A 24,613-nucleotide genomic window follows, 5' to 3' on the forward strand; every position below is an offset into this window, starting at 1 on the left:
ATTTCACCGTTTACGGTTTCTAACTCTTAGCCTATTTGTTTGGCGCTTCTTCTCTTTCGTGGTTTTTACTAAGTCAGAATTGCCTTTCTTTGGCGTTGCCGTCGAAGTGCGAGGATCGAATCCTTTTCTAATTTGAAGCCAGTAAAAGTGGGGGAGTTCAGTGCGTTTTTCTTCTAGCCAACTTTCGTCTTCCAATCGAGGTAAAGTTTTGTAGCTGCCCGTCTCACTTCAGTGTTCAAAGCCTTTCATATCATGCCATTTTTCAATATCTTGGAGCGCATAAATAGAAGTAGCACATGTACTAACAAATTGCTTGAGAGTGATTCGTAACGCGTGGCATCTTTACTTTGCGGTGGCTTATGGTGATTAAGGCGCCGTGCGGTAGCTTTTGTATTGCGTTACTCACACCTTAGCAAGGCGTTATGTGTCATATAGAATAGTTTATCTTAACGTTATGGATATATGTAAAAGCTGCGAAATATGGTCAATACCTAGAGGCTTTCAAAGACCTTCAGATTATACTGCAACATACGAAAAACTTGCTGGTGCCCTAAAGCGTTCTGAGTTAATACTTGTTTCCGAATACAATTTTGAAAATAGCTTTCCTTCACCGGTTCGATGGCCAAGTGTATCAGTTAACTGTACCTTCCAATGCTCCCAATGCGAGCAGCAGTTTGTATTATCTGTAGACATAGATGAATGCCGAGGTGGGCTACGTCCAGTTGGCACATAACAAATTGTTTAAGAGTGATTCGGCACGCGTGGCATTTTTACCATGTGTTGGTTTTAGTGTTTAAGATGGTATGCGGAAGCTTCGGTATTGCGTGCCTCACACCTTAACAAGGCGTTAACTGGCGCAGAAAATACGAAAGCACATTGATACGGTATTCTAGGTTTAGAGTGTTCGGTCGGTTTCCTTAATTGAGCTAATGCGACTAACTTCAATTTGGTACTTAAGTTTACTGATGGGAAAGGCGACACAAAGCCTTCTAATAATATAAGGCATTCGCGATTAGTGCGGCGCACTTACATCGCCGAAGTATGGTGTTGTGAGACGCATTTCAAACTAAAGATAAACGGTAATCTTTTAGTTAAATACATATTTGAGTTAGCTTTACTAATCATTAATTAGGAAAACCAACTTTGGCTAAAGTGGCTGTAAGATCGGCGAAAACTGAAAAGCGCTCAATTAACAAACTGTTTTAGAGGGATTCGCAACGCGTGGTATTTTTACTATGCGTTGGTTATAGTGTTTAAGGTGGTATGCGGCGGCTTCGGCGTTGCGTTGCTCACACCTTAACAGAGTGTTAGCTGCCTACATTAAGTTGATGTAAAAAACGTAATGCTCAATTTCATTTAAGTTAGCGATGTCTCTATTAACGATAAAACGGATCTTTTGTAACAATACTCTTCTGTTAATTTCATTGATTTGATAGCTAGGATAAGAGCAATGAAAAAACTAGATGAAGTTAAATTAAATCTAAAGCGAACAAAGCAAATGGGAGAGACAACTTTAGGTAAATTAACTATTGAGGGAGTAAGTAAAAGTTGGTTTGTATTGGAGCCCGCAGGGCCAGACTCGATAACTGAGGGATCCGATAAAAGGATCAAAGCAGGGACTTACAAATTATTGCCCTATGGCTCACCGAAGTATCCTAATGTATATGAATTACAAAATGTTCCGGGGAGAACGTTTATTCTAATCCATGCCGGAAATTATCACAAAGACACTCTTGGGTGTTTGATGCCTGGTAAAACATGGGGGAGTGTGGCTAAATCTCATTACTATGTGGGTAATAGCAAATCTGCTCTGAAAGAAATTTTTTCTGAAATCGCGAGCAACAAAAAAATTACCATAAATATATCTAATCAGTTGGATCAGCAATGATGATAAGGAATATGGCAATTTTGGTTGTGTCTGTTTTTTGCTCAGGGCTACTGTATGCTAAAACGCCAGAAGTAAGCCTCTTACATAACTGGATGATAGAAAACTACAAATCTATTGAATCAAATCTTGAAAAAAAAGAAGGTTCGAAAATAGTTCCTACGCTTTTTTCGTTGGTAGAAATTTGGAAACGTAGAGACGGAGCTATTTCCGGAGAAGTTTCTCCCTTATTGTTGGTTGCGCTAAAAGTTGAGCCTCAGAATACTTTACTTTTACTATCTGAAAGCCCAGAGTCTTTTGACAAATGGTTAAATGAGCTAGATGGGATGGTGTTCACAGACCATACAGGCAATGAGGCGAATCGGTTAGAAAAGCTAAGAGTTGATGTATTAGCAACAATGAAACCTTACTCTAGAAAACAGCCGGATAAGTTAAAATCAATGGCTGACGCACTTATTGAAAGGTTGGAGGTTATAAACGTGAGCGTGATAGATTAAGCCAATGCTAGCAGCCAGCTAACAAATCATTTAAGATTGATTCGCAACGCGTGGCATTTTCACTATGCGTTGGTTTTAGTGTTTAAGGTGGCATGCGGAGGCATTGGCATTGCGTTGTTCACACCTTAACAGGGCGTTATACGACCGAGTCCCCACGTTTAGTAGACAATTTACTAAGTTAGATCTAGGGTCTAATTGAGAAGTGATTTATGGCTAAACATCGTAATCCAGCGTACACCGAAGAGTTCCGCAAAGAAGCAGTGCGCTTGGCCAGTCTTCCTGGTCGGACAGCCGTCTCCGTTGCCAAGGAGCTGGGCATCAGTGCCCAGCAGATCCGGAACTGGAAGCGCCAGTTCATACGCCTATCTGATAAACAGCTTAACACTTTAGACGGTGTCGATTGCTCGAAGAAAGAGTCCGAAGAGCTTCGAGCGCTAAGGCGCGAGAATAAGCGACTCAAAGATGAAATGGAATTCCTAAAAAAGGTCTCGGTGTACTTCGCGAAGCAGCAAGAGTGAAGTACGAGTTCACTGAAAGCTATGCCTGCTGTGTGAATTATGTGGCATTTGCTAACGCATGGTACGCATAAGGGTATACCAGCTTTGGTGGTTAACAATAACAAATTTGTTCCTACACAGAACGAAAATCCTAATTTTCCCGAATATGGGAAGAGAGCAAATTATATTCATGTACATTGGGGGTACAAAACAACATGGAAAGGTTCAGCTGGTTGCCCAACAATCCATCCTGGTCAGTGGAAAGAATTCTTATCAAAAGTACCAAGTGGCTTAGGCATGTTAGTTATACCATAGTATTTGCGATTTCTTTTCCAGTAACGTCCTCTGATAATGTAGTAGAAAGTGAATATCAATTGTTATCTAGTCAATATGACGAATACTATCAAAAAGGAAAATACGAAGAGGCTTTTCAAATATCTATAAGGCAGTTAAATATGGATCCCAGTGACTCAGTCGCTTTTTTAAGGCTGGCTTTATCTGTAAGAGGGTCTTGTAATCTTGTAAAACCTTATTTTTCTCAGTTTGGATCAATGAATCAATTTAGAGAAGTAACCCTTTTAGCGAAAGGTGTAATTTTAAAAGAGTGTGCTATAAGCCTCTAAGTAAAATTTGCCTAACAAAGCATTTGAGAGTGACTCGCAGCGCGTCGCATTTTTTCATGCGTTTACTTTTTTCTCAACGTGGTTTGTAGAGGTTGTTGTATTATGGCGATCTCACTTTAACAAAACGTATGGCTACTCAAGGGCGTATATATGTCGTTTTGGATCTTAGTTCCACTTTTATTTATTCACCTTGGTTTGGGTGGATTGATTGCTTTTGGTTTGGTTTTTTTGGCTTGCGCAAAACGCCGAGTTTCAATTTCTAAGTTTAATAATGATGTTTGTGTGGCTTTGTGGTTTGCATATAGCATATCAATATTCGCTAGTGTTGTTTTAGTTTCTTATTATCACTTAACAAATGGTCAGGCTTCTTACTATTTTTGGCTAGCAATGCCTTGGGCTGTATTGGTTGTTCTTATTACGTACTGGAACGCAATAGCCGTCAAAGTTGAAGAGTAAACGATTCAAAAGTTATTTATCTAACCACATACGTACCATCCAATGATCTAAGTAATTCCTGTTTCAATGGTGTTCATGTTACATCATTAACGCTTCGCAATGTGTCTTCTGGACTAAATTCAAAATTGCATTGACGATATGATTAACTGTAGGATTGTACTCAACCTTTGTTCTATAAGTTTACAAGGAGTGTTAATGAAAAAGGTCGAACAGTTTGAGTCCAGATTAAAGAAAATAGATGTCTTCCTGACGGTTGTTGTGGCGTTATTTGCTGCTTTTGGTGTGTTTTCATCTATAGCTTCTGGGATTCAGTTTGGTTTAGGGCTGATTATTTCCGCTTTGATGTTATGGGTGACTAAATTTTTTGTATGCGGTATTTCATATACCTTCATACAAATAGCTAAGAATACGAATCCTAACACTATTGATGAAGACGCTTAATCGATAAGGCTCTTACCATTCATTATGGTATAAACGTTTGCCATAGAGAGCCCACTTCTAAGGAACAACTTATGGAACGAGTTTACAATTGACTTGTACTAATGCAGTCAAATTAGTTACTAAATCATTAGCAATCCGGCTTATAGTGAAAGTATCGCTCATAATTTTAGAATTAACCTCTCGCGGTACCAACTAGGATGAAACATGGATATTTTGATTTTTTGTCTAATCGTAGCGGCTTTCTTACCTTATGTAGCCAAAATACCTGTGGCAATTGCTATGCATAAAGCGGGCGGCTATAACAATAATTACCCTCGCGAGCAGCAAGCTGGCTTGAAAGGATTTGGCGCTAGAGCATTAGCGGCACATCAGAACGCTTTTGAATCTTTGATAGTTTTTGCCTCTGCTGTTCTACTTGCAATATCGACAGGTGCAGTAAACGAGAAGATTCAGCTCTTAGCGTTAGCGCATATCGTTTTTAGAATCGCTTACCATGTTCTTTATTTATTAAACTTCGGTGTTTTACGGTCAATTTCTTGGGCAATCGCGATGGGGAGTGCGTTTGGGATTATGGGACAGTGTATCTCTGGTTGAGGACAGAGGAGAGTTTATTTCCTTGAAGAAAAACGGCCCGCCAGGGGAGTAGGGCCGTTAAAAGTGCAAAGTTGATTAACGTTCACGAGTCGCTAATAGTCTAACTGCACTATCTACCGCATTGTCGATACCTTGACGACTTTCCAGTTTACCAGAGCTTGCAGGACCGAGTGCACATGCATACAGAGCAAGCTGCTTATCAAAGGGCAGATCTAACTGCTCATAAAGGTTCTGGCGTATTTTCGCGTGGTATTCCGGTTCTTGGTTAGCAAGGTTGACAAGCGTGTCATAAATAAGCGTTTTCATATAATTCCTTTTCTATTGCACGGGGTGCATATGTATTGTATTCGATTACAATTCGAAATTCAGAAGCCCCAATCACAGAAAAGTGGTCTGATATAAATTCGTGGTGCGAAGTAACCAAGTCGTTGGTGGGAGTTAAATAACTTATAAATCATAGTGATAGGAATTCACTCTTCGTAGCTTCGTTGCTTGTTTACAACCGGGAAAGTTGTTCATGTGGTCGAAAAAGCGTAAAGCTAATCTCGGGGTAGCTTTTTGATTCTGGTCGTACAAATATATGAAATCAATTTGAAGCGTGTCCTACATTAGATAAAAAGCCCGTCGGTGAATTTGACTCTACCGAGAAGTTTACGCAGTTTAAAAGCAATTCTTATGGGTCTTATCGAACAACCTAAAGTCAATCTCTCTGCAACCGATAAAATAGTGTTGAAGTATTGGGTGGCTTTGATGAAAAGGGCTTTAATTTGTTATGGGAAAATTCATTGTCATGTGGGCGGTTCTTGTTAGCTTGCCAGCTATAGCAGAACAACCTATTTCGCTTGCTGAGGCAGCGAAAGAACGAACACAGTACGACATTACTTATGATGGAAGTTATTACCAAATTGGCTACCCGAATGGCGATGTTGCTTCTGATATCGGGGTGTGTACCGATGTTATTATTCGTAGCTATAGAAAACTAGGTGTCGATCTCCAAGTCCTTGTTCATGAAGACATGAGAGATAACTTTTCTGCATATCCGTCCAAACGAATCTGGGGCTTAGCTCGTACTGATAGACATATTGATCATCGCAGAGTTCCAAATTTACAAATGTTCTTTCAACGTCATGGGGTAGAAATACCTATCTCAAATGATGGTCATAATTTCAAGCCTGGTGACATTGTCACGTGGATGCTCCCTGGGAACCTCGCTCATATTGGTATCGTTGCCGATGACTTATCGACAGACAAACGACGACCTTTGATTGTTCACAATATAGGAGGAGGTGTCGTACTGGAGGATATGTTGTTTGATTATCCTATAACCGGTCATTATCGGTTTGAGCCTAAATAGAAGGAAGTCAACTTTTGGAAAAACATTGTGTCGTATTGGGTGGAGGCGGATGGATGATGGGAGAGCTCCCAAGCCAACTCGACCAATACATTTTGTCACTAGTGGGAAAGAATAACCCCAAAATCTGTTATCTCTCTACCGCAACCGGAGATTCGGAAGAAGTCATCACCCGTTTCCACAATGCTAAGCTGAGCGAACACCTTACACACTTTCCTCTGTTCAAGTTAGAGAAAGGCTGGCGAACCAAGTTGCTAGAGCAAGATGTGATTTACGTTGGCGGTGGCAATACCCGTTCTATGCTGGCTCTATGGAAAGAATGGCGTATCGACGACATTCTAAAAGAGTGTTACAACCGCGGCATCATACTTTGTGGGATGAGTGCAGGCGCCATTTGTTGGTTTGATTATGGGATTACAGACAGCGATCCAGAGGCTTACTCCATCATCAAAGGCATCGGTCTTTTACGAGGTTTAGCATCTGCTCACTTTATTGAGAACGACGAGAAACACGACCTATTCGAGCGCTTTGCTCATAGTCATCTTGATGCGACCTGCTACGGCCTCAGTGATTATGCCGCGCTGCATTTTGTTGATGGTAAGCCAAGCAAAGTCATTTATAGCAGTGAGGACGCACAAATCACAATCCGAAATGGCAATGATGAAATTTCAAAGAGATAGGCCCAGCTTAGGTGCGGTTACTCGATTGTGTAAAAGCGGGAGTAAATGTCTTCTCTTTTGGTTTCGAAGGCACTCAGAGGCGTTACAGTGGCAACAAATTTTGTTGTCTGACAGCTTACGAGTGCTAGGCAACTACCGAGCATCAATAACTATTGGAGAGCGTGTCGCGAAAAGTGCTTTGGACCATAAGCATCAATTTTGGGCTTTGCACGTTGTCGCAACATCAAAACAGTATATAGGGGACTATGATGAGGCGACGAGCGTGTTTATACAAAGCCAAGCGTTTGCCACTGAGCTGTATTTGAGCTTTAGTTATCAGCATTTGGGCAAGTTGTATGTAGAGCAGGGGCGATTGAAAGAGGCAGAATCGCTGTTTAATGCGGCTCTCAACATCAGAAAAAAATACGACAAGCCCCCTTCTGAAGGCATCAACGTTAAAGGCGCTGGAAGGATTAAATGCGCTAAGAGAGCACGGAACAAGGAGTGTAGATGAACCGTAAGATTTGGCTTTTTCTAGCCATTGTATTGCTAAGTGGACCTTCCGTGTTACCTATTAGCTTAGAAGTATTCTTTCTCGTTGAGTTAGTTGGTTTTCTAGGAATATGGTCAATCTGTTCCAGCTATTTGCACGCTATCTGTGCTCACCCTTTTACCCGGCGATTTTGGGCATGTTTTTCAAGCCCAGAGCAGCATTTACTTACTCACCTTCAAATAATGGAACTGATACGTTATCCGTCTCTCCTCGTTCATATGTTGCCTTATCGAAGCGTCATCGCGTGGTCCGTCCCTTTATTCGCTGTTGCTCAGTTTCTGACTGGCCTTCGTTTTTAATGTAGAAACTCATCAATAGGCTCTACTAATACTATTGGGGTGGGCAATAAGCTGTGATGATGTTGGGTTAAACGTTTTTACGGCAAACAAAAGCGCCATATCGTCATGGCGCTTTCTCTTTTCTATCTCTCGATACTTTTCCTAAAACTAGGCGATAGCTGGCGTCAAACTTGGTTTGTTTCGCTCAACCACGCTGATTGAAATCGCTAAGAACAGAATATCTTTTACAAGGAAAAAGTTCGCGATCAAAACACCGTCGGAAATTTTCCATGTATTTGGTGTCGTAACTAGGAAGCTCAGTGTCGCGAGGAAGATAACGCTTGCAGCGATACCGGACCAGTAGGCTACGGTTGGTTTTTTCAATCCAACCAATAGGCCGAGTGCGACGATGATTTCGGTTAAGCCAATGATATTAGACACGGCTTGAACGGAAATGATGCCATATAGCCAAGACATGGCAGGGTGATTTACCACCAAAGGTTCAATGAGTTTGGCTTCGGTTGGAGTGAATTTATAAATACCTAACCAAATAAGAACAAGGGCAACGCCAAATACGCCAAGGTAATAACCAAATTGTGTCGGTTTTTGGGAAACAGATGATGCATGCATAATAACTTCTCCTATAAAAGCATGTTTTTAAATGACCGACGGTTGAAATATAAAATTCTTGAATTTATGGTTATATAAAATAACGAATATCTATATAGCGAATAATTAAGCAATAAAAGGGTTAGCTTAAATGGAATTTGTCCCTGTCGATTTATCTCTTCACTTGGATTTATGCATCGCGTTTCGCAGAGATGCGTATGAGGTGAGTTTTGGACATCAAAATGGGTTTGATACCCAAGAAATTGCCTTTTGGTTTGCGTCTATTGCAGAAGATCCTGAAGCGGGGTTCTTTCATGTGAGCAAAGATGGTGAAATTATTGGTCAACTGGAATGCCGGCATCCAATTCTTGATAATGAAGGGTTAAGATTTGGCTACATTAATCTGCTTTATTTACTACCCAAGTTTCGAAATAAAGGGTTAGGCAAGCATTTACAAGACTTCTTGCTAAAACGTTTTGCTGATGGTGGTTGTACGTACGCGAGATTACGCTACATACCCGGTAATGATGCAGGTGAACGTTTTTATTACAAAAATGGCTGGCATCCGGTGGGGGAACCAGGTGAACGTGGCCAATTAATGCAGATCGATTTATTGGAGGACGTATGATCATAATTCGTGACTTTCAAGAAGAAGATGCCCCGAAACTTTGGGCACTTTTCTTTAACACGGTCCGAAACGTCAATCGCAGAGATTATACCGAGCAACAAGTGAAGGCTTGGACGCAAGAGGGATTTGACTCCCAACTGTGGTTAAAGAAGATGATATCTATCCAGCCGTTTGTCGCTGTGCTAGATGGTGTCATCGTTGGTTATAGCGATGTGCAGCCTAGTGGATTAGTCGACCACTTTTTTTGCCATCATGAATATCAAGGGCAAGGCGTAGGGCGTGCATTGATGACCCATGTACTCGAGCAAGCAAAGGCAAAAGGGCTGACGCGAATCTACTCAGAAGTGAGTGTTACCGCTCGTCCTTTCTATGAGCACATGGGTTTTATTGTTGTAAACGAGCAGCAAGTCGAAGTCCGTGGTGCTACGTTAACCAACTATGTAATGGAAAGGCGGTTAGACAAAAAAGATGTGTGATCAATAAATAATCCTCGCTCAATTAGTGAGCTTGAACACAGATACCGCATGTTTTCTGCGGTGAATAAGAGTTCATTGATCTAACACCAGAATTCCTCCTCAAAAGCGCGCGCATAATTTCTCTTCGGAGTGGCGAAAGGAAGCCAGTTAAAACAGCTCCTTACGTCAGTTATCTCACGGCAAACCATCTCAGGAAGAGAAGTAGTACTATGCGCCCTTATCTCAAATACATCATCCCAACGGTGATCCCTTTGCTCATTTTGCTGATGCCACTGTCAGCGTTTCCATTCGAAGGTATGACCATAATTCAGCAGCGCGTTATCGCGATATTTTTGCTTGCTGCACTCTGTTGGGTATTTGAACCGATCCCAATTTACGCCACCTCTGTGGTGATCATCGTGCTTGAGTTGTTGCTCGTTTCCAACAAGGGTCTGATTTTCTTTCGGCTTGATGAAGGGGAGCCTTATTTTGGTGAGTTACTGCAATACAGTGACATCATGGCGACGTTTGCTAGCCCAATCATCATGCTGTTCTTGGGGGGATTCTTCCTCGCGATGGCGGCCACCAAGTATCGATTGGACGTCAACTTAGCGCGCGTGCTGCTTAAGCCGTTTGGACAAAACCCGAAATACGTCATGCTGGGTTTAATGCTGATTACTGCAATCTTCTCCATGTTCATGTCGAACACAGCAACGACGGCAATGATGTTGTCCATCTTGACGCCGGTTATCGCGGTGTTTGGCCCGAAAGATCCAGGGCGCATTGCGTTTGCGTTGTGTATCCCAGTCGCAGCAAACATCGGTGGTATTGGTACTCCAATTGGTACACCACCAAACGCGATTGCGCTTAAATACCTAGTGGGTGACAACCTCATTACCTTCGGTGAATGGATGGTGTTTGGCGTTCCGTTTGTCATTGTGATGATGGCGCTAGCGTGGTTCCTGATCGATTTTCTCTACAAAGCTGAGACGACCAAAATTGACCTCAACATCAAGAGTAAATTCTTGAAAACACCGAAAGCCATCATTGTGTACATCACGTTTGCGGGCACGATTCTGCTTTGGTTGATGGGCTCAGCGCACGGCATGAACTCATACACGGTAGCATTGATTCCGGTCGCGGTATTTTCACTGACGGGCATCATCAACAAAGAAGATCTTAAGAAGATTTCTTGGGATGTGCTTTGGTTGGTATCTGGCGGTATTGCGTTGGGTCTTGCACTAGACAAGACAGGTTTGGCAAGGCTGGTGGTTCACAGTATTCCATTTGATGAATTCTCGCCTTATGTGGTGCTGTTCGGTGCGGCGTTCTTATGTTTGCTGATGGCGAACTTTATGTCTCATACCGCGACAGCAAACTTGTTGATGCCAATTATGGCGGCGCTCGGCACCTCAATGGCATCGCTAACACCACTCGGTGGTGAAGTGACGTTGATTCTTGTGGTGACCTTTGCGGCATCGCTTGGTATGTCTCTGCCAATCAGTACACCACCAAATGCGTTGGCTCACGCTACAGGTCATGTGCAAAGCAATCAAATGGCGCGCGTTGGTGTCGTGTTAGGTGTGGTTGGTGTGTTGCTGAGTTTCTTGATGGTGTGGATCCTTCACACCGTAGGGCACATTGGTTAAGCCATGTACGAGAGCAAATTAGATACGCTGGTAGAGCGTTACTTCAATCATATCGAGCGTCGCATTACGGTGTCGGCAGGCTCGGTATTGATTGAACAAGACGGCTACAACGAGCGACTCTACTACGTGCTGTCTGGCGAGCTTGCCGGTTATTTCTCTGAGGATAGCAAAAAGCAGACTCAGGTGTTTGCGGCGTCTAAGGGCGCGTTTATTGGCGTACACAGTTTCTTCTCTGGAACGTGGACTGCCTCTTCGACTGTGATTGCACAAACGGACGTTGAGTTAGCGTGGATTGAGCGCAATACGCCAGCGGTCGAAGCAGGTAAGTATGGTCCTTTAACTGCACAGTTTATGCCGGTGATGGTCAACGAGCTTTCTCGCCGTCAACGCCGAGCGATGCAAGAAGCGCTGGGTAAAGAGAAGGCATTGCAAAAGCTGCATACCGCAGAGCAAATGACAACACTTGGCCAACTTGCAGCAGGCATCGCCCATGAGCTCAACAATGCCATTGGTGTGGTGAGCAGTAAATCAGAGCGTTTGGAGTCGGTGATCATGGGATTGCTCGAAGAGGTCCATCCTGAGGCAAGCCAGTTCTTCGATTTCGGTTTGATGCAAGGGCAGAAAATCTCATCGAGTGAAGCAAGAACGCGAGGGCGCCATTTTGAGAAGTTCTATGGTTTGCCAAAAGATCTGGCCCGAGAATTAGCTCGCGCTGTGCCAACCGATTATCTCAATGAGCATTGGTTAAAGCGCCCGGAAGAAGCGATTCGTTACTGGCAGATGGGACGTGATTTACACGATTTGCGTATTGCCTCAAAGCACACCGTTGGCATTGTGAAGTCAGTGAAACAATTAGGTCGTACCGACATAGACAAAGAAGAAGGGCTCAGAGTTAATGACTCGATAAACCAAGCACTTGCATTGCTACAAAGCGATTTAAGACGTGTAAGTGTGCGTTTTAGTCCGGCTGATTTACCTCTGTTCGTGGGCTCGCAAACCGAACTGGTGCAAATCTGGGTCAACATTTTGAAGAACGCTTGTGACGCGCTAAGAGAGACTGAGTCACCAGCGATTGAGATACAAACGCGTGTAAGCAAGAACAAGATTCTAGTGACTATCACCAACAATGGTCCTGAGATTGGCGAAGTTACACGTAGAAAGATTTTCCGACCAAACTTCACCACTAAGAAAGGTGGCCTGTCGTTTGGATTGGGGTTAGGGCTGTCGATAGTGAAGCGAATTGTAGCGGGCTATAACGGTTCGATTGCAGTGAAAAGCGACAGCGAAAAAACCATATTTAGAATTAAACTACCGGTAGAGGATGAACATGGACAAGCTTAATTTAATTTGCGTTGATGACCAGCGAGAGGTGTTAAGCGCGGTTCTGCAAGACTTACAGTCGTTAAGCCAGTGGCTCAACATTGAAGATTGCGAGTCTGCCGATGAAGTACTTGAATTAATGGATGAGTTGGACGCGGAAGGCGAGATGATTGCGCTTATTATTTCTGACCATGTGATGCCGGGTAAAACTGGTGTGGAATTGCTAACAGAAATTTCTAAAGACAGTCGTTTTCTACGTACTCGAAAAGTATTGCTAACCGGGCAAGCGACACATACAGATACTATTAATGCTATTAATTCTGCGGGCATTGATCGTTACTTTGAAAAACCTTGGCAGGCAGAGCAATTGGTGGAGTGTGTGAGAAACTTGGTGACAAAGTACATCTTCGATATGGGCTTAGACTACACCGAATACCACGAGCACTTAGATCAGAATGTCGTGTTTGACCGCTTGAGATAATCGAATGCTCCTGAGCTGAGTAGGATGTTTAGCTCAGGATGCATTCTCGCGATTTTTAACTGGAGTGATTATTGACTCAAGGTGTATCGACTCGCACTTGCGACAGATAAAGGTTTAGAAAACCAGAAGCCTTGCAGGTAATCGACACCCATCTCAGCAAAAAAATCGCGCATTTTAGCATCTTCAATTCCTTCGATGACCACCTCAATGTTCTGCTCAAAACACATGCTGATCAAGAATTTCAAGTACTCTCGAGACGAACGGTTTGTTAGAGTCTTCCATGCCATTAACTTATCTATCTTGATTTGCGTCATCGGTAAATCGAAGAAGCAATTCAAAGAACTGTAGCCTGCACCAAAATCATCGAGTGAGAGCGCAAATCCGAGTTCACTTAATGTGTTGAGGGGGGCGATAGCCGCTTGGTTATTATCCAGAATAAAGGTTTCTGTTAGTTCGAGAACGATCGCTTTGGGTTCGACGCCTGCCTTATCCGCCATTGCTTTTATCTTGCTCGGAAACTCACTATTGAGAAGCTGTAATACCGACACGTTCACGTTCACACGCACTTGGTTCTGATAACGTTCACGATAGCTTTTAATGAACTTGCAAGCTTTTTCAAAGACTTGGTACCCCAGCTCGACTATCAAGCCTTTATTTTCTGCGACAGGAATAAATTCATCAGGATAGATTTCACCAAACTCTTTACTGCGCCAACGTACCAGAGACTCGAAGCTGACCACTTGTAAATCGGATGCTCGGACAATCGGCTGAAATTTCACGCTCAGTGTTTTCTCTTCAAGTGCATTTTTCAAGCCTTGCTCAATAAAGAAGTAACGGTCCACCGCATGTTGCGTTTTTTGGCTGTATACCGCGATGCGATCTTTGTTCTTCTCGCTGGCATATTGACAGGTGCGTGCGGCCTTGCGGACAATTTCTTCAGCTGAGTGCTCAGGATCGATAGAAGGGTAGAGTCCGATACTGATATTACTGCCCAAATATTGGCCTTCTTCGACTACCGCATCATGATAATTCTGTTTGATGGTTTGTGCATAAGTGTGCAAATCTTCGAGTGGTATTTCATCGAGCACCAAAATAGCAAAATCATCATCATGAACACGGTAAACGGTGCAGTTGGGCGAAGGCAAATGGCTGAGTGTCTGCAATAGTTTCTCGACTAAGCCATCGACCAGCTCACTACCATACTGGTTGAGGTAAGATTTGATTTCTTCTATCTGGATATAAAAAATCGATGCTTGGCTACGGTTTGATTTCACGAGTTTATCGATATTGAGAAGCAGATGTGCACGGTTTGCCATGCCGGAAGCGTTGTCATGAAAGGCCACTTGATGAATGTAGCTTTCCATTAATTTTCGCTCAGAGATATCGCGATGGCTGCCGACCATATAGTGGCCGTGCTCGGTTTCTTTGGTCATCGCAACACCTTCAATCCATACGTATTGTCCGTTGGGTTTACGCAATCGATAGGTAGTGGTGACACGAGTGTTGTCGGTGTTGATATGGGCATCGACACGCTTAGACAGACGCTCTCTGTCTAAAGGGTGCACTAAGTCCAACCATCTATCTAGATTGATACGGCCCGCATTGATGCCAAATTGCTCATAGAATCGCTGGTTATAGAAAGCCATAGTGCCGAACTCATCCATGTAAAAGAGTCCTTCACTAAACACATCGAAGATGTGGATGAAGCGTTGCTCTACGATCTGAAGAAACTCACGATCGTGTTCGGAAATGGTTTGATCAACCTTGTTGGTGGTCAAGATGCTTCCTCCGCAATCCTAGCAGCGTTGAAGATAAATAGATAAGTCGAGCTACACGCTGATGACATTTTGGGCGGTTATCCTTTCACACTGCATACGAAACAAGTCGATTCAGGTTGGTTAGCTGTGATGTTAATGAGCTGACTTCGCTTATGTGGAATAGAAATTATATTAGAGTAATGCGACTAATAATCGGCATTTATAAAACTTAGTCAACAGTAAATACCATTTGTACGAAAGAGTTATTGATTCAACACCCAAATTATCAAAAATCAGACAAGAGATGATGATAAATTGGACTAAGTCCATAAATTAAAAGTGGTTTTTAGGGAGGCGAATGTCTCATATATTGACTTAATACTCATTAATTTTAATTGATAGTGAATTCTTATAACGATGAATGGTCAGATCCCTTATAATGCGTTTGCTAAATAATAGATGTTAACAAGTTTCGCGATATGCAGTACAAACCAGAAGACTCAATAAAAATTTCGATTGCAGATATCGGTATCGGTATGTTCGTTACTGCAATCGAACAAAATAAACGTGTGAACTTGGCCAATGCCGGACGCGTTTCTACTTCGCAAGGTATTAAAAAGCTGCAAGCCAGTGGGGTGAAGTTTGTGTGGGTTGATCAGAAACTTTCTGCTCAAGAGTGCGTGTTCAACCCTGTTGAAGAGGAACATGATGTCACGTTAGCGGCATCTGACGTTATTACAACACCGAAAATTCAGCGCGCATTTCGTTCCCGAGAAGCCCAGCACAAGCGAGCCAAAAAACTGATTGCAGAAGCGAAAGGTTTAGCTCAAAAACTGCTGAACCAAACCTTTGAAGGCAAGATCATTGAAGTCGACGAAATTGAATCGTGGGCGGATGACATGATCGAAAGCGTATTTATTGATTCTGATGCGCTTCAATGTGTGTCTGCACTGCGCCAAAAAGATTCATATTTGCTTGAGCATTCCGTTAACGTCGCATGTTTGTTGGTATCTTTTGGTAAGCATTTAGGTTTGGATAAAGAAACGCTCAAACAGCTTGCTATCGGCGGGATTATTCATGATGTGGGTAAAATCAAAGTTGATGATGAGGTTTTACATAAGCCAGCACGACTCACACCTGAAGAATTCGAGCATATGAAGTTGCATCAGGTGTTTGCGGGTGAAATTATCGTGGGTGTGAAAGGGCTTGCCGATGTGAGCCGCGATGTATGCTTAATGCATCATGAAAAACTTGATGGTACCGGTTATCCACTAGGTTTATCTGGTGAACAGATCCCAATGCATGGCCGCATGAGCTGTATCGTCGATATTTATGATGCATTGACCGCAGACCGTGTTTACAAAAAGGGCATGAGTTCGGCAGAGGCGTTCAAAATCCTATTGAGTTTGACGCCATTCCATCTTGATCCTGAACTGGTGTACAAATTTATTAACTGCATCGGCGTTTACCCAGTCGGTTCTATTGTTCAGTTAAGTGATGGGCGTGTCGGTATTGTCTGGACATCGAATGAATCTCAAGCTCTGAAACCGATAGTGAAGTGTTTCTACTCTCGCAAATACAAACGCTATATTGATGTGGCAATGGTCGATTTGAAAAACAGCGCCCACACTATCGAAAAAGCAGTGGCGCCTTCGACGTTAGAAGTCGATCCGAAGCCATTCTACGATTAATGTGCAGTCAGTTTGCTTGTTTGTGATGCTTGTCCAATAAGTAATCACTTTACACGATTGCATATTATCAGTATGTTGATTGCATAACTAAACGACTCAACGTGAACGAGAAGATAGATAAATGGAGGCATGTTTGTTGCTCTGGCTTCTCGCTCTGGTTCCTTACTCTGAACGCTTATTGAGGAGTACGATTGGTTTTGAGTTAGTTCAGTTATGAGCAGAATGATGTGGAGCCCTCTACGTGATGTTTCATGGATAGAAACGTTGAGTAAGGCTGTTATCCCACGTGATTCACTCATTTATCCGTACATTGGAAAGGAGCGCCAATGCAACTCGATACTTGGATTTATTACACCCTCGCAATACTTGTCCTGACTGCCTCTCCTGGGCCTAGTTCGCTACTTTGTTTAAGCAAAGGTGTTAGCAGCGGATTTCGCCACGCCTTTATGACGGCACTTGGTAGCTTAGCCGCGATCACCATCATTCTTACTTTGTCTTTTACCGGTCTTGGTGTTGTGATTGCTTCTTCGGAGCTGGTCTTTAACATCATCAAGTGGTGTGGCGCAGCGTATCTTATTTGGCTTGGTATCCAAGCTCTACGATCCAAACAGACGGATTTTTCTCAAGCAAAGTTAGAACAGTCTTCTTCTAGTTATCTCAGCGCGTTTGTAAGTGGCTTTATCGTTGGTGCAAGCAACCCGAAAGCCATTGTATTCTTTACCGCGCTATTTCCTCAATTCATTGACCCTTCTGCATCGCTATTCACTCAATACATGATCTTTGCTAGTACGTTTGTGGTGTTCGAGCTGAGTTGGTTAACCTTCTATGGATTACTCGGTGTGAGGACATCAAACTGGTTATTTGCAAAGGGAAGAGCTAAATTGTTCAACCGTCTTACAGGTGGTGTCTTCATCAGCGCTGGTGTGGCTTTGTCGACCGCGCATCGAAGCTAAATAACCGCGGATTAATCTAAGCTATTAAATCCTAGACTAAATTAGAAAAACCTTATTTCCAAAATGGAAATCGGCGTTTTGGTTTTTTTCATTAGTGGCAAAGACTCTTGGAGCGTAAAATTCAACGCGTCCCCTCAAACGATGATTTGAAATCAACAAATGATTCGAAAGGGCGTATTCGTTGTATTTTCTCCAGGAACATCTTAGATGACTCAAAGCCTTTCTGATCTTCAGCAGCGTTTCCTTGCTATCGCGACCGATAGCAACTTGTCTCCAAAACAGAAATCAAACTTTCTTGCTTTGGAAGCCGAAGCCACAATTCCATATATGACCGTCTCTGACGAGGTAAGCCAAGCGATGCAGCAAGGCGTCATATGTGACATGTTTGAAGGTCACGCGCCGTTTAAGCCGCGTTATGTTTTGCCAGACTACGCAAAATTTCTTTCTCAAGGTTCTGAATACTTGGAGTTAGCTCCAGCAGAAGATTTTGATGATGCGATCAACATGTTGACCATCCTTTACCATCACGTGCCTTCGGTAACCAGCATTCCGGTTTACCTAGGTCAACTTGATGATGTGTTGATGCCTTACGTCGGTGATCTTACTGACGCGCAAATTTACAAAAAACTGAAACACTTCTGGATTATGCTGGATCGCACATTGCCAGATGCGTTTATGCACGTGAACATTGGTCCGACGGACAACATCATTTGCCGCACGATTTTGAAAGTTGACGCCGAGCTAAAACAGATCGCGCCAAACCTAACGTTCATGTACGACGAAGCAGTCACACCAGACGCTTTGTTAAAACAAGCAACACAAAACATTTGTGAGTGCAGCAAGCCACACATCGCGAATTACCCAATGCACGCGAATGCCTACGAAGGTGCTCGCTTTGGTATTGTGAGCTGCTACAACTCTTTGCCATTGGCTGGCGGTTCAAACACGTTAGTGCGTATGAACCTAAAAGAAGCGGCGAATCGTGCAGACAACCGTGAAGATTTCTTTAATAACGTGCTGCCAGAATATCACAGCTTGATGGTTGAGCTGATGGACGCACGCGCTTCACATTTGCATGAAAAATCTGAGTTCTTCAAAGGCTTTCTAACGCAAGAAGGCTTGATCGAAGAATCTCGCTTTGCGCCAATGTATGGCATCTACGGTATGGCAGAAGCAGTGAATGTGTTACTAGAAAAAGAGGGCAGTGCAAGCCGTTACGGCCAAGATGCAACGGCAAACGAGCTCGGTCACGCGATCTCGGCAAAATTGTCTGAATTGGTCGAAAGCACACCAGTGAAGTTTGGTCTAGAGGGCAAAGCACTGCTGCATGCACAAGGCGGTATCAGCCTAGATTTGGATGTAACACCGGGCGTTCGTATTCCTTACGGAAACGAACCAGATCCAGTGTCTTACGTGCAAGCAACGGCAGGTCATCACCAATACTACCGTTCTGGCATCAGTGACATTCTGACTATCGACGAAACAGTGAAATCAAACCCAGAAGCGATGTTCAACCTGTGCAAAGGCGCATTGAATGCTGGATACCGTGAGTTCACGGCAAACGTTGCGTCAAACGACTTGGTTCGCGTAACGGGTTACATGGTCAAACTGTCAGATATCGCAAAGTTCGATGCAGAAGGATCACGTACTAATACGACGTTCCTAGGCGCAGAAGCGGCGAAGAACACCGGTATTTTAGAGCGTTCACCACGTGTGGTGAGCCACGAAATGTCACCGACTTACGCTAAGTAATGGGTGACGGATAAGAATAAGATGACTAGACGTTCGGAAAACCTCTTGGCTAAGGTAACTCGTATCCTTCCGTTCTCTTGTGTTGATGGACCGGGAAACCGTCTAGTCATCTTTCTACAGGGTTGTAACTATCAGTGCATCAATTGCCACAATCCACACACCATCAATCACTGCAATCATTGTGGTGATTGTGTGAGTGAGTGTCCCGCTGGCGCACTGAAGTTCGACGAAAGCAACAACGTTGTTTGGCTTAAAGAGGAGTGCACCCACTGCGACCGTTGTATAGAGATATGTCAGCACCAATCTAATCCTAAAATTTCTGACTACTCTGTGGAGGCAATGCTCGATTTGATACGCAAACAGCGCTTTTTCATTAGCGGTGTTACTGTATCCGGTGGGGAATCTACCTTACAACTCACTTTCATTATGGCGCTGTTTAAAGGGATCAAACACGATCCTGAATTGCAGCATCTCACTTGTTTCATTGATAGCAATGGTTCTTTATCCACCGTAGGTTGGGAAAGAGTCTTGCCGTACATGGATGGTGCGATGATTGACCTTAAATCGTGGCAAAGTGAAACGCACCACTGGTTAGTCGGGCGAGATAACCACCGAGTATTCCAAACCATTCAGTATTTAGCGCAAGTAGGCAAGTTGTACGAAGTGCGTTTGCTTCATATTCCGGGTAAAAGCGATTTAGATACGGAAGTTGCAACGGTGGGGCATTATCTGCAATCGTTGCCAGAATCGGTCAACATTCGTTTGAATGCCTTTCAGCATCATGGCGTCACGGGTGAAGCTCTGGAATGGGAAAAATGTTCCCAAGATGAAATGCTACGCTTCCACGCTCAATTAAGTCAATTTGTCAGCAGACCAATGACCATGCCATCGGTCTACGTGTAGCGCAGTAAAGGTGAACCTGTTTAGAGTTTATTCACTCTCGGCTTTCGGCATCCACCAAGGGTCTCACAAGCCTTAAGCACTTGTTGTTGTAGCCATCTTAAAGCGGGATCGTTTAGGCTCGCTTTATTCCATACCAAACTATACGCCACTTGTCCGTACTCAAACGGCAAAGGTCTCTCTACCAACCCCTTGGCTTGCAGTGCCATTCGCGCCCAAAGTTTTGAGCAAGTGAACAGATAATCAGAGTGGTGGCACATTACCGCTGCCGATCCAAAATCGGCCACGTGCATCGCGACGCTGCGTTTAGCGTAACGCTGAGTTAAGTTCTGCTCAAAGTAAGGCTGGGATAGGTCTTTATCGTGAATACCAATGTGTCTCGCACACAAGTAGTTCTCTACTGAAAGTTCTTCTTTCACTAACGGGTTATTGCTGCCCATCAAACAGATCATTTCGTCTTCTAGGATCGTCTGCCAAACCAAATCTTTGTTGTGCGTCGGTGGTTGGCTGATGTCGTGCGGCAGAATCATAAAGTCGACTTGCCCACGGATCAGAGAATCAAAACTCATTTGTTCTTTTGCATACACATTGAGTTGTGCGCGACTTCCCATCTGTTGTGACAAGTTTTGCAGCATAGGTGCGAAGATCTCGAAGGTACTTTCACGCATTGCCAAAGAAAAGCGACCTTCGTAATACGCGGGATTAAACGAGCCTTGGTAAAGCAAACCGTTCATGCTGGAAAGAATGCCATGAACAGAAGGGCCGATGTTCAAAGCAAAGGGCGTCGGGACTAAACGAGTGCCATCGCGGTAGAAAAGGTCGTCTTTAAGAATGTCGCGCAATTGGCTGAGCGTTTTACTCACGCTGGAAGGGGTCACGCAGAGCTGTTCCGCCGCTTGAGTCACGCTATGCGTCGTGAGCAGCATGTGCAATACAGTAAGGTGTTTAAGGCTAATGCGTGAGAGTGTTATGTAATCCATTCGCAAGGCTAGGGTCTGTTTATCTTTCGTGGTTAAATTTTGTTCGAGATAAAAGCGTTTTAATCGCGGCGAGTCGATTGAAGCCTAGTGGCTCTAAGTAAAATTGACTCAACAAAGAATAAAACGCTTTTAGCCGAACCCTTTGGGCAGCGTTTGTAGGTGCTTTCTACTGCGCTATCGGCTTATCAGGTAGAATAGCTACATATCAAAGCCTCTGCCTTGTATAAAACACCTACAAACTGCTGCAAAAATCATCACGAAAGGTCAACAGACCCTAACTCGTGTGATTTTTCTCAGTATATCAAAATATTATTATGAAACATTTTTTTACGATTGTTGAAGCACGCAAAAAGAGGCGTTTCTTTTCGTGTTCGATGTAATAGTTTGGCTCAACTCGGCACTTGATGGGGTGAGTATGGCTTATATCCCTTAGAGGACGAAAGATGCTTTACACAAGCCTGACAAAATAAGGGATTGCGTACAAAGGGAGGAGGTGATTTACTCGCGTTTCCTAAGTAACAGAGGTTTTAAAAACTTAATGGACGACCCCTTTAGTCGACTGAACAATTCACTGTATGGCTTCCAATCACCGGAGGCGTACTCATGTTAGAACTTTTCATGCAACCAGAAGCGTGGGCTATCTTCGCTACTTTGTTTGCTCTTGAAGTAGTCTTAGGCGTTGATAACGTCGTATTCATCTCCGTTCTGTGTGAACGATTACCACAACACCAGCGTAAACTTGCCCGAAATCTAGGTATTGGCCTAGCGGTGATGGCGCGTATTGTTTTGGTGTTCTCGATCTCTTGGATCATGCAGCTTACTCAGCCGTTAATCAGCTTCAGTGACTACGCGTTTACTGGTCGTGATTTGATTATGATTGCGGGTGGTGCATTCCTACTGGCGAAAAGCTTGAAAGAGTTGTGGAGTTGGTTAACCCACACTGAACACGGTCACTCGACTCATGTTCGTACTGGTTTGGCTGTGGTTCTGCTTCAGATTGTCGCGGTTGATGCTGTGTTCTCGATGGACTCGGTGATTACTGCGGTTGGTCTAACGAGCGAAGTACCAATCATGGTGGCGGCGATCATTTCGTCAGCGATTGTGATGGTGTTAACGGCGGAGAAAATCAACAACCTAGTGACGCGTTACCCCGGCTTTAAGACCCTTGCTCTACTGTTCCTAGTTTTGCTAGGTGGTCTGTTGATGGCAGAAGGTTTTGCTATTCACATCAACAAAGGTTACGTGTATTTCGCGATGGCGTTTGGTTTAGTGTTGGAAATGTGTCATATCCAACTTAAGAAAAAACAACGCCCAGTGATTCAACGAATTCGTCCAATTCGACCTCGTTCAATTGCATTGCAAGTGCGATAATCGAACCCAAAACTGGCCGCTCTCCTGAGCGGCTTTTTTACGTCTGGACATAAGGAAAAGCAAGGGTTTGTCGTGTCGATTAAAAATGGAATTTGTTGTTGTAGCACGAATTTCTTATATAGACCGCCCTAACTCTTACAAGTGAACGAAATAGAATGAACAAACTGATCGATGCGTTATCGACGGACGGATACTACATCTGGGATGATTTCCTTTCTCAAGAAGAAGTGGCTGAGCTGCGTGACTGTATTCCAGACAATTGGAAGAAAGCACGTATTGGTCGTAACGACGATGTGACACGTGTTGAATCGATTCGTAGTGATAAGATTCAATGGTTGAAGCGTGACATGGGCTCGGCAGTAACCTCATTTTTAGACAAGATGGAAGCGATTCGTTTAGAAGCAAACCGTTACTTCTATCTCGGTTTGTTTGAGTACGAAGCGCATTTTGCGAAATATGAGAAAGGTGATTTCTACCAAAAACACCTCGACTGCTTTAAAGGCAATGAAAATCGCCGTCTAACCACCGTGTTCTACATGAATGAATCGTGGAGCGAAGAAGATGCTGGCGAGTTGGTGGTTTATGATTTGAATGACAACGTGATTGCGACGATCCCACCACGTTCTGGTCGCTTGTTTGTATTCTTATCAGAGCAATTTCCTCACGAAGTGTTACCGACAAATGCAGAGCGTTTTAGCATTGCAGGTTGGTTCCGCATTAATGGTGTGAAAGACAACCAGCTTGATATCGCTCACTAAGCGGTTTCATTGATTTCAAGAAGACAAAGGGACACCCACTTGGTGTCCCTTTGTTGTTTGGTTTGTCTAGAACGCTCGGCGTTACATACCTACTGAGAGCTCATAACACGCTTGCCTGTTTGACCATAACACCTGATAAACGTCGGCACAGAGTTTTCCCGAATCTACTTGTTCACCCATGATGATTGCGATTTCTTGTAATGTCATACGGCCTCGATATGGGCGGTCTTGAGAAAGCGCTTGAAAGACATCGACAACGGCAATGATACGAGAAGGCACATCCAAAGCTTCCGCCGTTTTATGATAAGGGTAACCAGAACCATCTAACCGCTCATGATGGTTGGAAGCCCACTCGGCAATCTTGGCATTCGGAAATACTTTGTGCAGGGCAAGTTCAGTATCAATCGTATGGCGCTTGATGCGTGTGTATTCTTGCTTGTCTAGTGGGCCTTCTTTGTGAAGGATCTCATCAGGGGTTTTGAGCTTGCCAATATCATGAACCAATCCCGCAATAAAAATCATCTCTTGCTCGTGTTCATCCAATCCCATTTTCTTCGCTAAGTAACGAGACAGTTCCGCCACTTTTTGTGAATGTTGATAGGTGAAAGAACTTTTTGCGTCGACAATTCTTGCAAGGAAAAGTCCTAAACTGGTGAGATCTTCGATACTTAATTGCTTTTGCAGCCAATCGATATTTTCGAACTGCATACCAATAGTTTCGATGTGTTCTGATTCCATGGCGAACCAAAACGCGTCTGTCATGATAAGTTTGACCATGGCACGGCACATTTCGGGATGAAACAAGGTACCTGCATTAACCAAGACACATTCAGCGATCAGTTCTTCATGTAAAGTGACAAGATCACTATGGCAGTTAGTGACGTAGTGGGCGCGCATAAAATCTAAACGGTCCGCGAGATAGAGTAATGCGGCGACGTTTTTTTCGAAAGAGAGAATATCAATCTGTTCCAACTCATCCCAATGCGTGTGATGGTAAAGAATCGGAGTAGCGAATTGTGCCAGCAAGCGACATTGCTTAAGTGTGTGGTAACCACGAATGCAGTGGGCTTTGGCGTCTTGAGGGACGAGCTGTTCGAGCAACATCATGTGCTCGCGTGTTTCTGAGACGCCACAGTCGTGAACCATTCCTGCGAAGTAACAGAACTCGGCTTGGTGATTATCCCAACCTAAAGCGAGAGCGCATTGGTATGCGATGTAAGCCACCCGATGGCTGTGGTGAGAATCGTCGACGCCTACGTAATCTAACGCACGCGCCACCCAGATAAGGGCTTGTTTTAGATCGACTTCAAATTCGTGATTACTCGACGAATCATAAGCCTGATTCTTTGTTAAAACCGACATGGTAAATACCGACGTTTTTGTTTTCCCTATGCTCATTTTTCTAGTTTTAAGGGAATGCAGCAGCGAACTGATAGCAAATATGACGAGCATAGGATGTGTTTATAGTTATGGCG

General features: G+C 43.6%; 26 protein-coding genes. 21 read left to right on the forward strand and 5 right to left on the reverse strand.

The window, feature by feature from the left end; all coding sequences use genetic code 11:
* The first annotated feature begins 1,450 nt into the window (after nt 1–1,450).
* The 7 genes from L1076_RS16615 (at nt 1,451) to L1076_RS16650 (ending at nt 4,993) form a co-directional block, all read left to right on the forward strand.
* Nucleotides 1,451–1,888, forward strand: a complete 438-nt coding sequence (locus L1076_RS16615) for a DUF5675 family protein (protein ID WP_237304071.1) — start codon at nt 1,451–1,453, stop codon at nt 1,886–1,888.
* 11 nt (nt 1,889–1,899) lie between these two features.
* On the forward strand, nt 1,900–2,382 hold the full coding sequence (locus L1076_RS16620) for a hypothetical protein (protein WP_237304072.1): 483 nt from the start codon (nt 1,900–1,902) through the stop codon (nt 2,380–2,382).
* Between the two features lie 209 nt (nt 2,383–2,591).
* Nucleotides 2,592–2,900: a transposase gene (locus tag L1076_RS16630; RefSeq protein WP_237304074.1), complete on the forward strand. Its 309-nt coding sequence runs from the start codon at nt 2,592–2,594 to the stop codon at nt 2,898–2,900.
* A gap of 194 nt (nt 2,901–3,094) precedes the next feature.
* Nucleotides 3,095–3,502, forward strand: coding sequence for a hypothetical protein (locus L1076_RS16635; RefSeq protein ID WP_045405606.1), 408 nt, complete (start codon nt 3,095–3,097; stop codon nt 3,500–3,502).
* A 150-nt stretch (nt 3,503–3,652) separates the two neighbouring features.
* A complete protein-coding gene (locus L1076_RS16640; protein WP_237304075.1) occupies nt 3,653–3,958 on the forward strand; it encodes a hypothetical protein in 306 nt (101 codons plus the stop codon).
* Between the two features lie 195 nt (nt 3,959–4,153).
* Nucleotides 4,154–4,399, forward strand: coding sequence for a hypothetical protein (locus L1076_RS16645; protein ID WP_038872154.1), 246 nt, complete (start codon nt 4,154–4,156; stop codon nt 4,397–4,399).
* Nucleotides 4,400–4,603: 204 nt separating this feature from the next.
* The gene (locus L1076_RS16650; protein WP_038881832.1) at nt 4,604–4,993 is read left to right on the forward strand and encodes an MAPEG family protein; all 390 of its coding nucleotides are present in this window, start codon (nt 4,604–4,606) and stop codon (nt 4,991–4,993) included.
* Nucleotides 4,994–5,068: 75 nt separating this feature from the next.
* On the opposite strand, the gene L1076_RS16655 is transcribed toward L1076_RS16650, so the two are convergent.
* Nucleotides 5,069–5,299, reverse strand: coding sequence for a PAS factor family protein (locus L1076_RS16655; RefSeq protein ID WP_237304076.1), 231 nt, complete (start codon nt 5,297–5,299; stop codon nt 5,069–5,071).
* Between the two features lie 466 nt (nt 5,300–5,765).
* On the opposite strand from L1076_RS16655, the gene L1076_RS16660 reads away from it, so the two are divergent.
* The 3 genes from L1076_RS16660 to L1076_RS16670 are packed head-to-tail and all read left to right on the forward strand — an operon-like array spanning nt 5,766 to nt 7,517.
* Nucleotides 5,766–6,347, forward strand: a complete 582-nt coding sequence (locus tag L1076_RS16660) for a DUF1287 domain-containing protein (RefSeq protein WP_237304077.1) — start codon at nt 5,766–5,768, stop codon at nt 6,345–6,347.
* A gap of 14 nt (nt 6,348–6,361) precedes the next feature.
* Complete coding sequence (locus tag L1076_RS16665) at nt 6,362–7,024, forward strand: peptidase E (protein ID WP_104038483.1); 663 nt, start codon at nt 6,362–6,364, stop codon at nt 7,022–7,024.
* Nucleotides 7,005–7,517: a tetratricopeptide repeat protein gene (locus L1076_RS16670; protein ID WP_237304268.1), complete on the forward strand. Its 513-nt coding sequence runs from the start codon at nt 7,005–7,007 to the stop codon at nt 7,515–7,517. The genes L1076_RS16665 and L1076_RS16670 overlap by 20 nt, the downstream gene beginning before the upstream one ends.
* A 485-nt stretch (nt 7,518–8,002) precedes the next feature.
* Here L1076_RS16670 and L1076_RS16675 read toward each other — a convergent pair whose 3' ends face one another.
* Nucleotides 8,003–8,464 (reverse strand): DUF417 family protein, encoded by a 462-nt coding sequence (locus L1076_RS16675; RefSeq protein ID WP_038881835.1) that lies wholly within the window; start codon nt 8,462–8,464, stop codon nt 8,003–8,005.
* Nucleotides 8,465–8,594: 130 nt separating this feature from the next.
* Between L1076_RS16675 and L1076_RS16680 the strand changes: the two genes are divergently transcribed.
* The 5 genes from L1076_RS16680 to L1076_RS16700 all read left to right on the forward strand — a co-directional run bounded on the left by L1076_RS16680 (nt 8,595) and on the right by L1076_RS16700 (nt 12,976).
* Complete coding sequence (locus L1076_RS16680) at nt 8,595–9,071, forward strand: GNAT family N-acetyltransferase (RefSeq protein ID WP_237304078.1); 477 nt, start codon at nt 8,595–8,597, stop codon at nt 9,069–9,071.
* A complete protein-coding gene (locus L1076_RS16685) occupies nt 9,068–9,547 on the forward strand; it encodes a GNAT family N-acetyltransferase (RefSeq protein WP_237304079.1) in 480 nt (159 codons plus the stop codon). Before L1076_RS16680 ends, L1076_RS16685 begins: the two co-directional genes overlap by 4 nt.
* Nucleotides 9,548–9,756: 209 nt before the next feature.
* Nucleotides 9,757–11,175 (forward strand): SLC13 family permease, encoded by a 1,419-nt coding sequence (locus L1076_RS16690; RefSeq protein WP_237304080.1) that lies wholly within the window; start codon nt 9,757–9,759, stop codon nt 11,173–11,175.
* 3 nt (nt 11,176–11,178) lie between these two features.
* On the forward strand, nt 11,179–12,516 hold the full coding sequence (locus tag L1076_RS16695; protein ID WP_237304081.1) for an ATP-binding protein: 1,338 nt from the start codon (nt 11,179–11,181) through the stop codon (nt 12,514–12,516).
* Entirely contained in the window at nt 12,503–12,976 is a 474-nt protein-coding gene (locus L1076_RS16700; protein ID WP_104028928.1) for a response regulator, read from the forward strand. Before L1076_RS16695 ends, L1076_RS16700 begins: the two co-directional genes overlap by 14 nt.
* A gap of 68 nt (nt 12,977–13,044) precedes the next feature.
* Here the strand turns inward: L1076_RS16700 and L1076_RS16705 are convergent, their stop codons facing one another.
* Nucleotides 13,045–14,754, reverse strand: a complete 1,710-nt coding sequence (locus L1076_RS16705; protein WP_239032743.1) for an EAL domain-containing protein — start codon at nt 14,752–14,754, stop codon at nt 13,045–13,047.
* A 458-nt stretch (nt 14,755–15,212) separates the two neighbouring features.
* On the opposite strand from L1076_RS16705, the gene L1076_RS16710 reads away from it, so the two are divergent.
* The 4 genes from L1076_RS16710 to L1076_RS16725 all read left to right on the forward strand — a co-directional run bounded on the left by L1076_RS16710 (nt 15,213) and on the right by L1076_RS16725 (nt 20,032).
* Nucleotides 15,213–16,424, forward strand: a complete 1,212-nt coding sequence (locus L1076_RS16710) for an HD-GYP domain-containing protein (protein ID WP_038881843.1) — start codon at nt 15,213–15,215, stop codon at nt 16,422–16,424.
* A gap of 326 nt (nt 16,425–16,750) precedes the next feature.
* Nucleotides 16,751–17,377 (forward strand): LysE family translocator, encoded by a 627-nt coding sequence (locus tag L1076_RS16715; RefSeq protein WP_038881844.1) that lies wholly within the window; start codon nt 16,751–16,753, stop codon nt 17,375–17,377.
* Between the two features lie 207 nt (nt 17,378–17,584).
* Entirely contained in the window at nt 17,585–19,129 is a 1,545-nt protein-coding gene (locus tag L1076_RS16720; RefSeq protein ID WP_237304082.1) for a YjjI family glycine radical enzyme, read from the forward strand.
* A gap of 21 nt (nt 19,130–19,150) precedes the next feature.
* On the forward strand, nt 19,151–20,032 hold the full coding sequence (locus L1076_RS16725) for a YjjW family glycine radical enzyme activase (protein WP_237304083.1): 882 nt from the start codon (nt 19,151–19,153) through the stop codon (nt 20,030–20,032).
* Nucleotides 20,033–20,052: 20 nt separating this feature from the next.
* Here L1076_RS16725 and L1076_RS16730 read toward each other — a convergent pair whose 3' ends face one another.
* On the reverse strand, nt 20,053–21,009 hold the full coding sequence (locus L1076_RS16730) for a LysR family transcriptional regulator (protein WP_045405617.1): 957 nt from the start codon (nt 21,007–21,009) through the stop codon (nt 20,053–20,055).
* A 603-nt stretch (nt 21,010–21,612) separates the two neighbouring features.
* Between L1076_RS16730 and L1076_RS16735 the strand changes: the two genes are divergently transcribed.
* A complete protein-coding gene (locus tag L1076_RS16735; RefSeq protein ID WP_038872199.1) occupies nt 21,613–22,380 on the forward strand; it encodes a TerC family protein in 768 nt (255 codons plus the stop codon).
* A 155-nt stretch (nt 22,381–22,535) separates the two neighbouring features.
* Nucleotides 22,536–23,138 (forward strand): 2OG-Fe(II) oxygenase, encoded by a 603-nt coding sequence (locus L1076_RS16740; protein WP_038872201.1) that lies wholly within the window; start codon nt 22,536–22,538, stop codon nt 23,136–23,138.
* A gap of 81 nt (nt 23,139–23,219) precedes the next feature.
* Here the strand turns inward: L1076_RS16740 and L1076_RS16745 are convergent, their stop codons facing one another.
* Nucleotides 23,220–24,500 (reverse strand): HD domain-containing phosphohydrolase, encoded by a 1,281-nt coding sequence (locus tag L1076_RS16745; RefSeq protein ID WP_237304084.1) that lies wholly within the window; start codon nt 24,498–24,500, stop codon nt 23,220–23,222.
* Nucleotides 24,501–24,613 lie beyond the last annotated feature (113 nt).

Origin of the sequence: Vibrio sp. MMG023, assembly GCF_021654215.1 — a bacterium.
In the GTDB taxonomy this organism is placed as follows: domain Bacteria; phylum Pseudomonadota; class Gammaproteobacteria; order Enterobacterales; family Vibrionaceae; genus Vibrio; species Vibrio jasicida.

Bases quoted from the DNA above. Each gene is read 5' to 3' on its own strand.
- L1076_RS16615 (WP_237304071.1), top strand. From the start codon at position 1,451: ATGAAAAAACTAGATGAAGTTAAATTAAATCTAAAGCGAACAAAGCAA.
- L1076_RS16620 (WP_237304072.1), top strand. From the start codon at position 1,900: ATGGCAATTTTGGTTGTGTCTGTTTTTTGCTCAGGGCTACTGTATGCT.
- L1076_RS16630 (WP_237304074.1), top strand. From the start codon at position 2,592: ATGGCTAAACATCGTAATCCAGCGTACACCGAAGAGTTCCGCAAAGAA.
- L1076_RS16635 (WP_045405606.1), top strand. From the start codon at position 3,095: ATGGAAAGGTTCAGCTGGTTGCCCAACAATCCATCCTGGTCAGTGGAA.
- L1076_RS16640 (WP_237304075.1), top strand. From the start codon at position 3,653: ATGTCGTTTTGGATCTTAGTTCCACTTTTATTTATTCACCTTGGTTTG.
- L1076_RS16645 (WP_038872154.1), top strand. From the start codon at position 4,154: ATGAAAAAGGTCGAACAGTTTGAGTCCAGATTAAAGAAAATAGATGTC.
- L1076_RS16650 (WP_038881832.1), top strand. From the start codon at position 4,604: ATGGATATTTTGATTTTTTGTCTAATCGTAGCGGCTTTCTTACCTTAT.
- L1076_RS16655 (WP_237304076.1), bottom strand. From the start codon at position 5,299: ATGAAAACGCTTATTTATGACACGCTTGTCAACCTTGCTAACCAAGAA.
- L1076_RS16660 (WP_237304077.1), top strand. From the start codon at position 5,766: ATGGGAAAATTCATTGTCATGTGGGCGGTTCTTGTTAGCTTGCCAGCT.
- L1076_RS16670 (WP_237304268.1), top strand. From the start codon at position 7,005: ATGAAATTTCAAAGAGATAGGCCCAGCTTAGGTGCGGTTACTCGATTG.
- L1076_RS16675 (WP_038881835.1), bottom strand. From the start codon at position 8,464: ATGCATGCATCATCTGTTTCCCAAAAACCGACACAATTTGGTTATTAC.
- L1076_RS16680 (WP_237304078.1), top strand. From the start codon at position 8,595: ATGGAATTTGTCCCTGTCGATTTATCTCTTCACTTGGATTTATGCATC.
- L1076_RS16685 (WP_237304079.1), top strand. From the start codon at position 9,068: ATGATCATAATTCGTGACTTTCAAGAAGAAGATGCCCCGAAACTTTGG.
- L1076_RS16690 (WP_237304080.1), top strand. From the start codon at position 9,757: ATGCGCCCTTATCTCAAATACATCATCCCAACGGTGATCCCTTTGCTC.
- L1076_RS16695 (WP_237304081.1), top strand. From the start codon at position 11,179: ATGTACGAGAGCAAATTAGATACGCTGGTAGAGCGTTACTTCAATCAT.
- L1076_RS16700 (WP_104028928.1), top strand. From the start codon at position 12,503: ATGGACAAGCTTAATTTAATTTGCGTTGATGACCAGCGAGAGGTGTTA.
- L1076_RS16710 (WP_038881843.1), top strand. From the start codon at position 15,213: ATGCAGTACAAACCAGAAGACTCAATAAAAATTTCGATTGCAGATATC.
- L1076_RS16715 (WP_038881844.1), top strand. From the start codon at position 16,751: ATGCAACTCGATACTTGGATTTATTACACCCTCGCAATACTTGTCCTG.
- L1076_RS16720 (WP_237304082.1), top strand. From the start codon at position 17,585: ATGACTCAAAGCCTTTCTGATCTTCAGCAGCGTTTCCTTGCTATCGCG.
- L1076_RS16725 (WP_237304083.1), top strand. From the start codon at position 19,151: ATGACTAGACGTTCGGAAAACCTCTTGGCTAAGGTAACTCGTATCCTT.
- L1076_RS16730 (WP_045405617.1), bottom strand. From the start codon at position 21,009: ATGGATTACATAACACTCTCACGCATTAGCCTTAAACACCTTACTGTA.
- L1076_RS16735 (WP_038872199.1), top strand. From the start codon at position 21,613: ATGTTAGAACTTTTCATGCAACCAGAAGCGTGGGCTATCTTCGCTACT.
- L1076_RS16740 (WP_038872201.1), top strand. From the start codon at position 22,536: ATGAACAAACTGATCGATGCGTTATCGACGGACGGATACTACATCTGG.
- L1076_RS16745 (WP_237304084.1), bottom strand. From the start codon at position 24,500: ATGTCGGTTTTAACAAAGAATCAGGCTTATGATTCGTCGAGTAATCAC.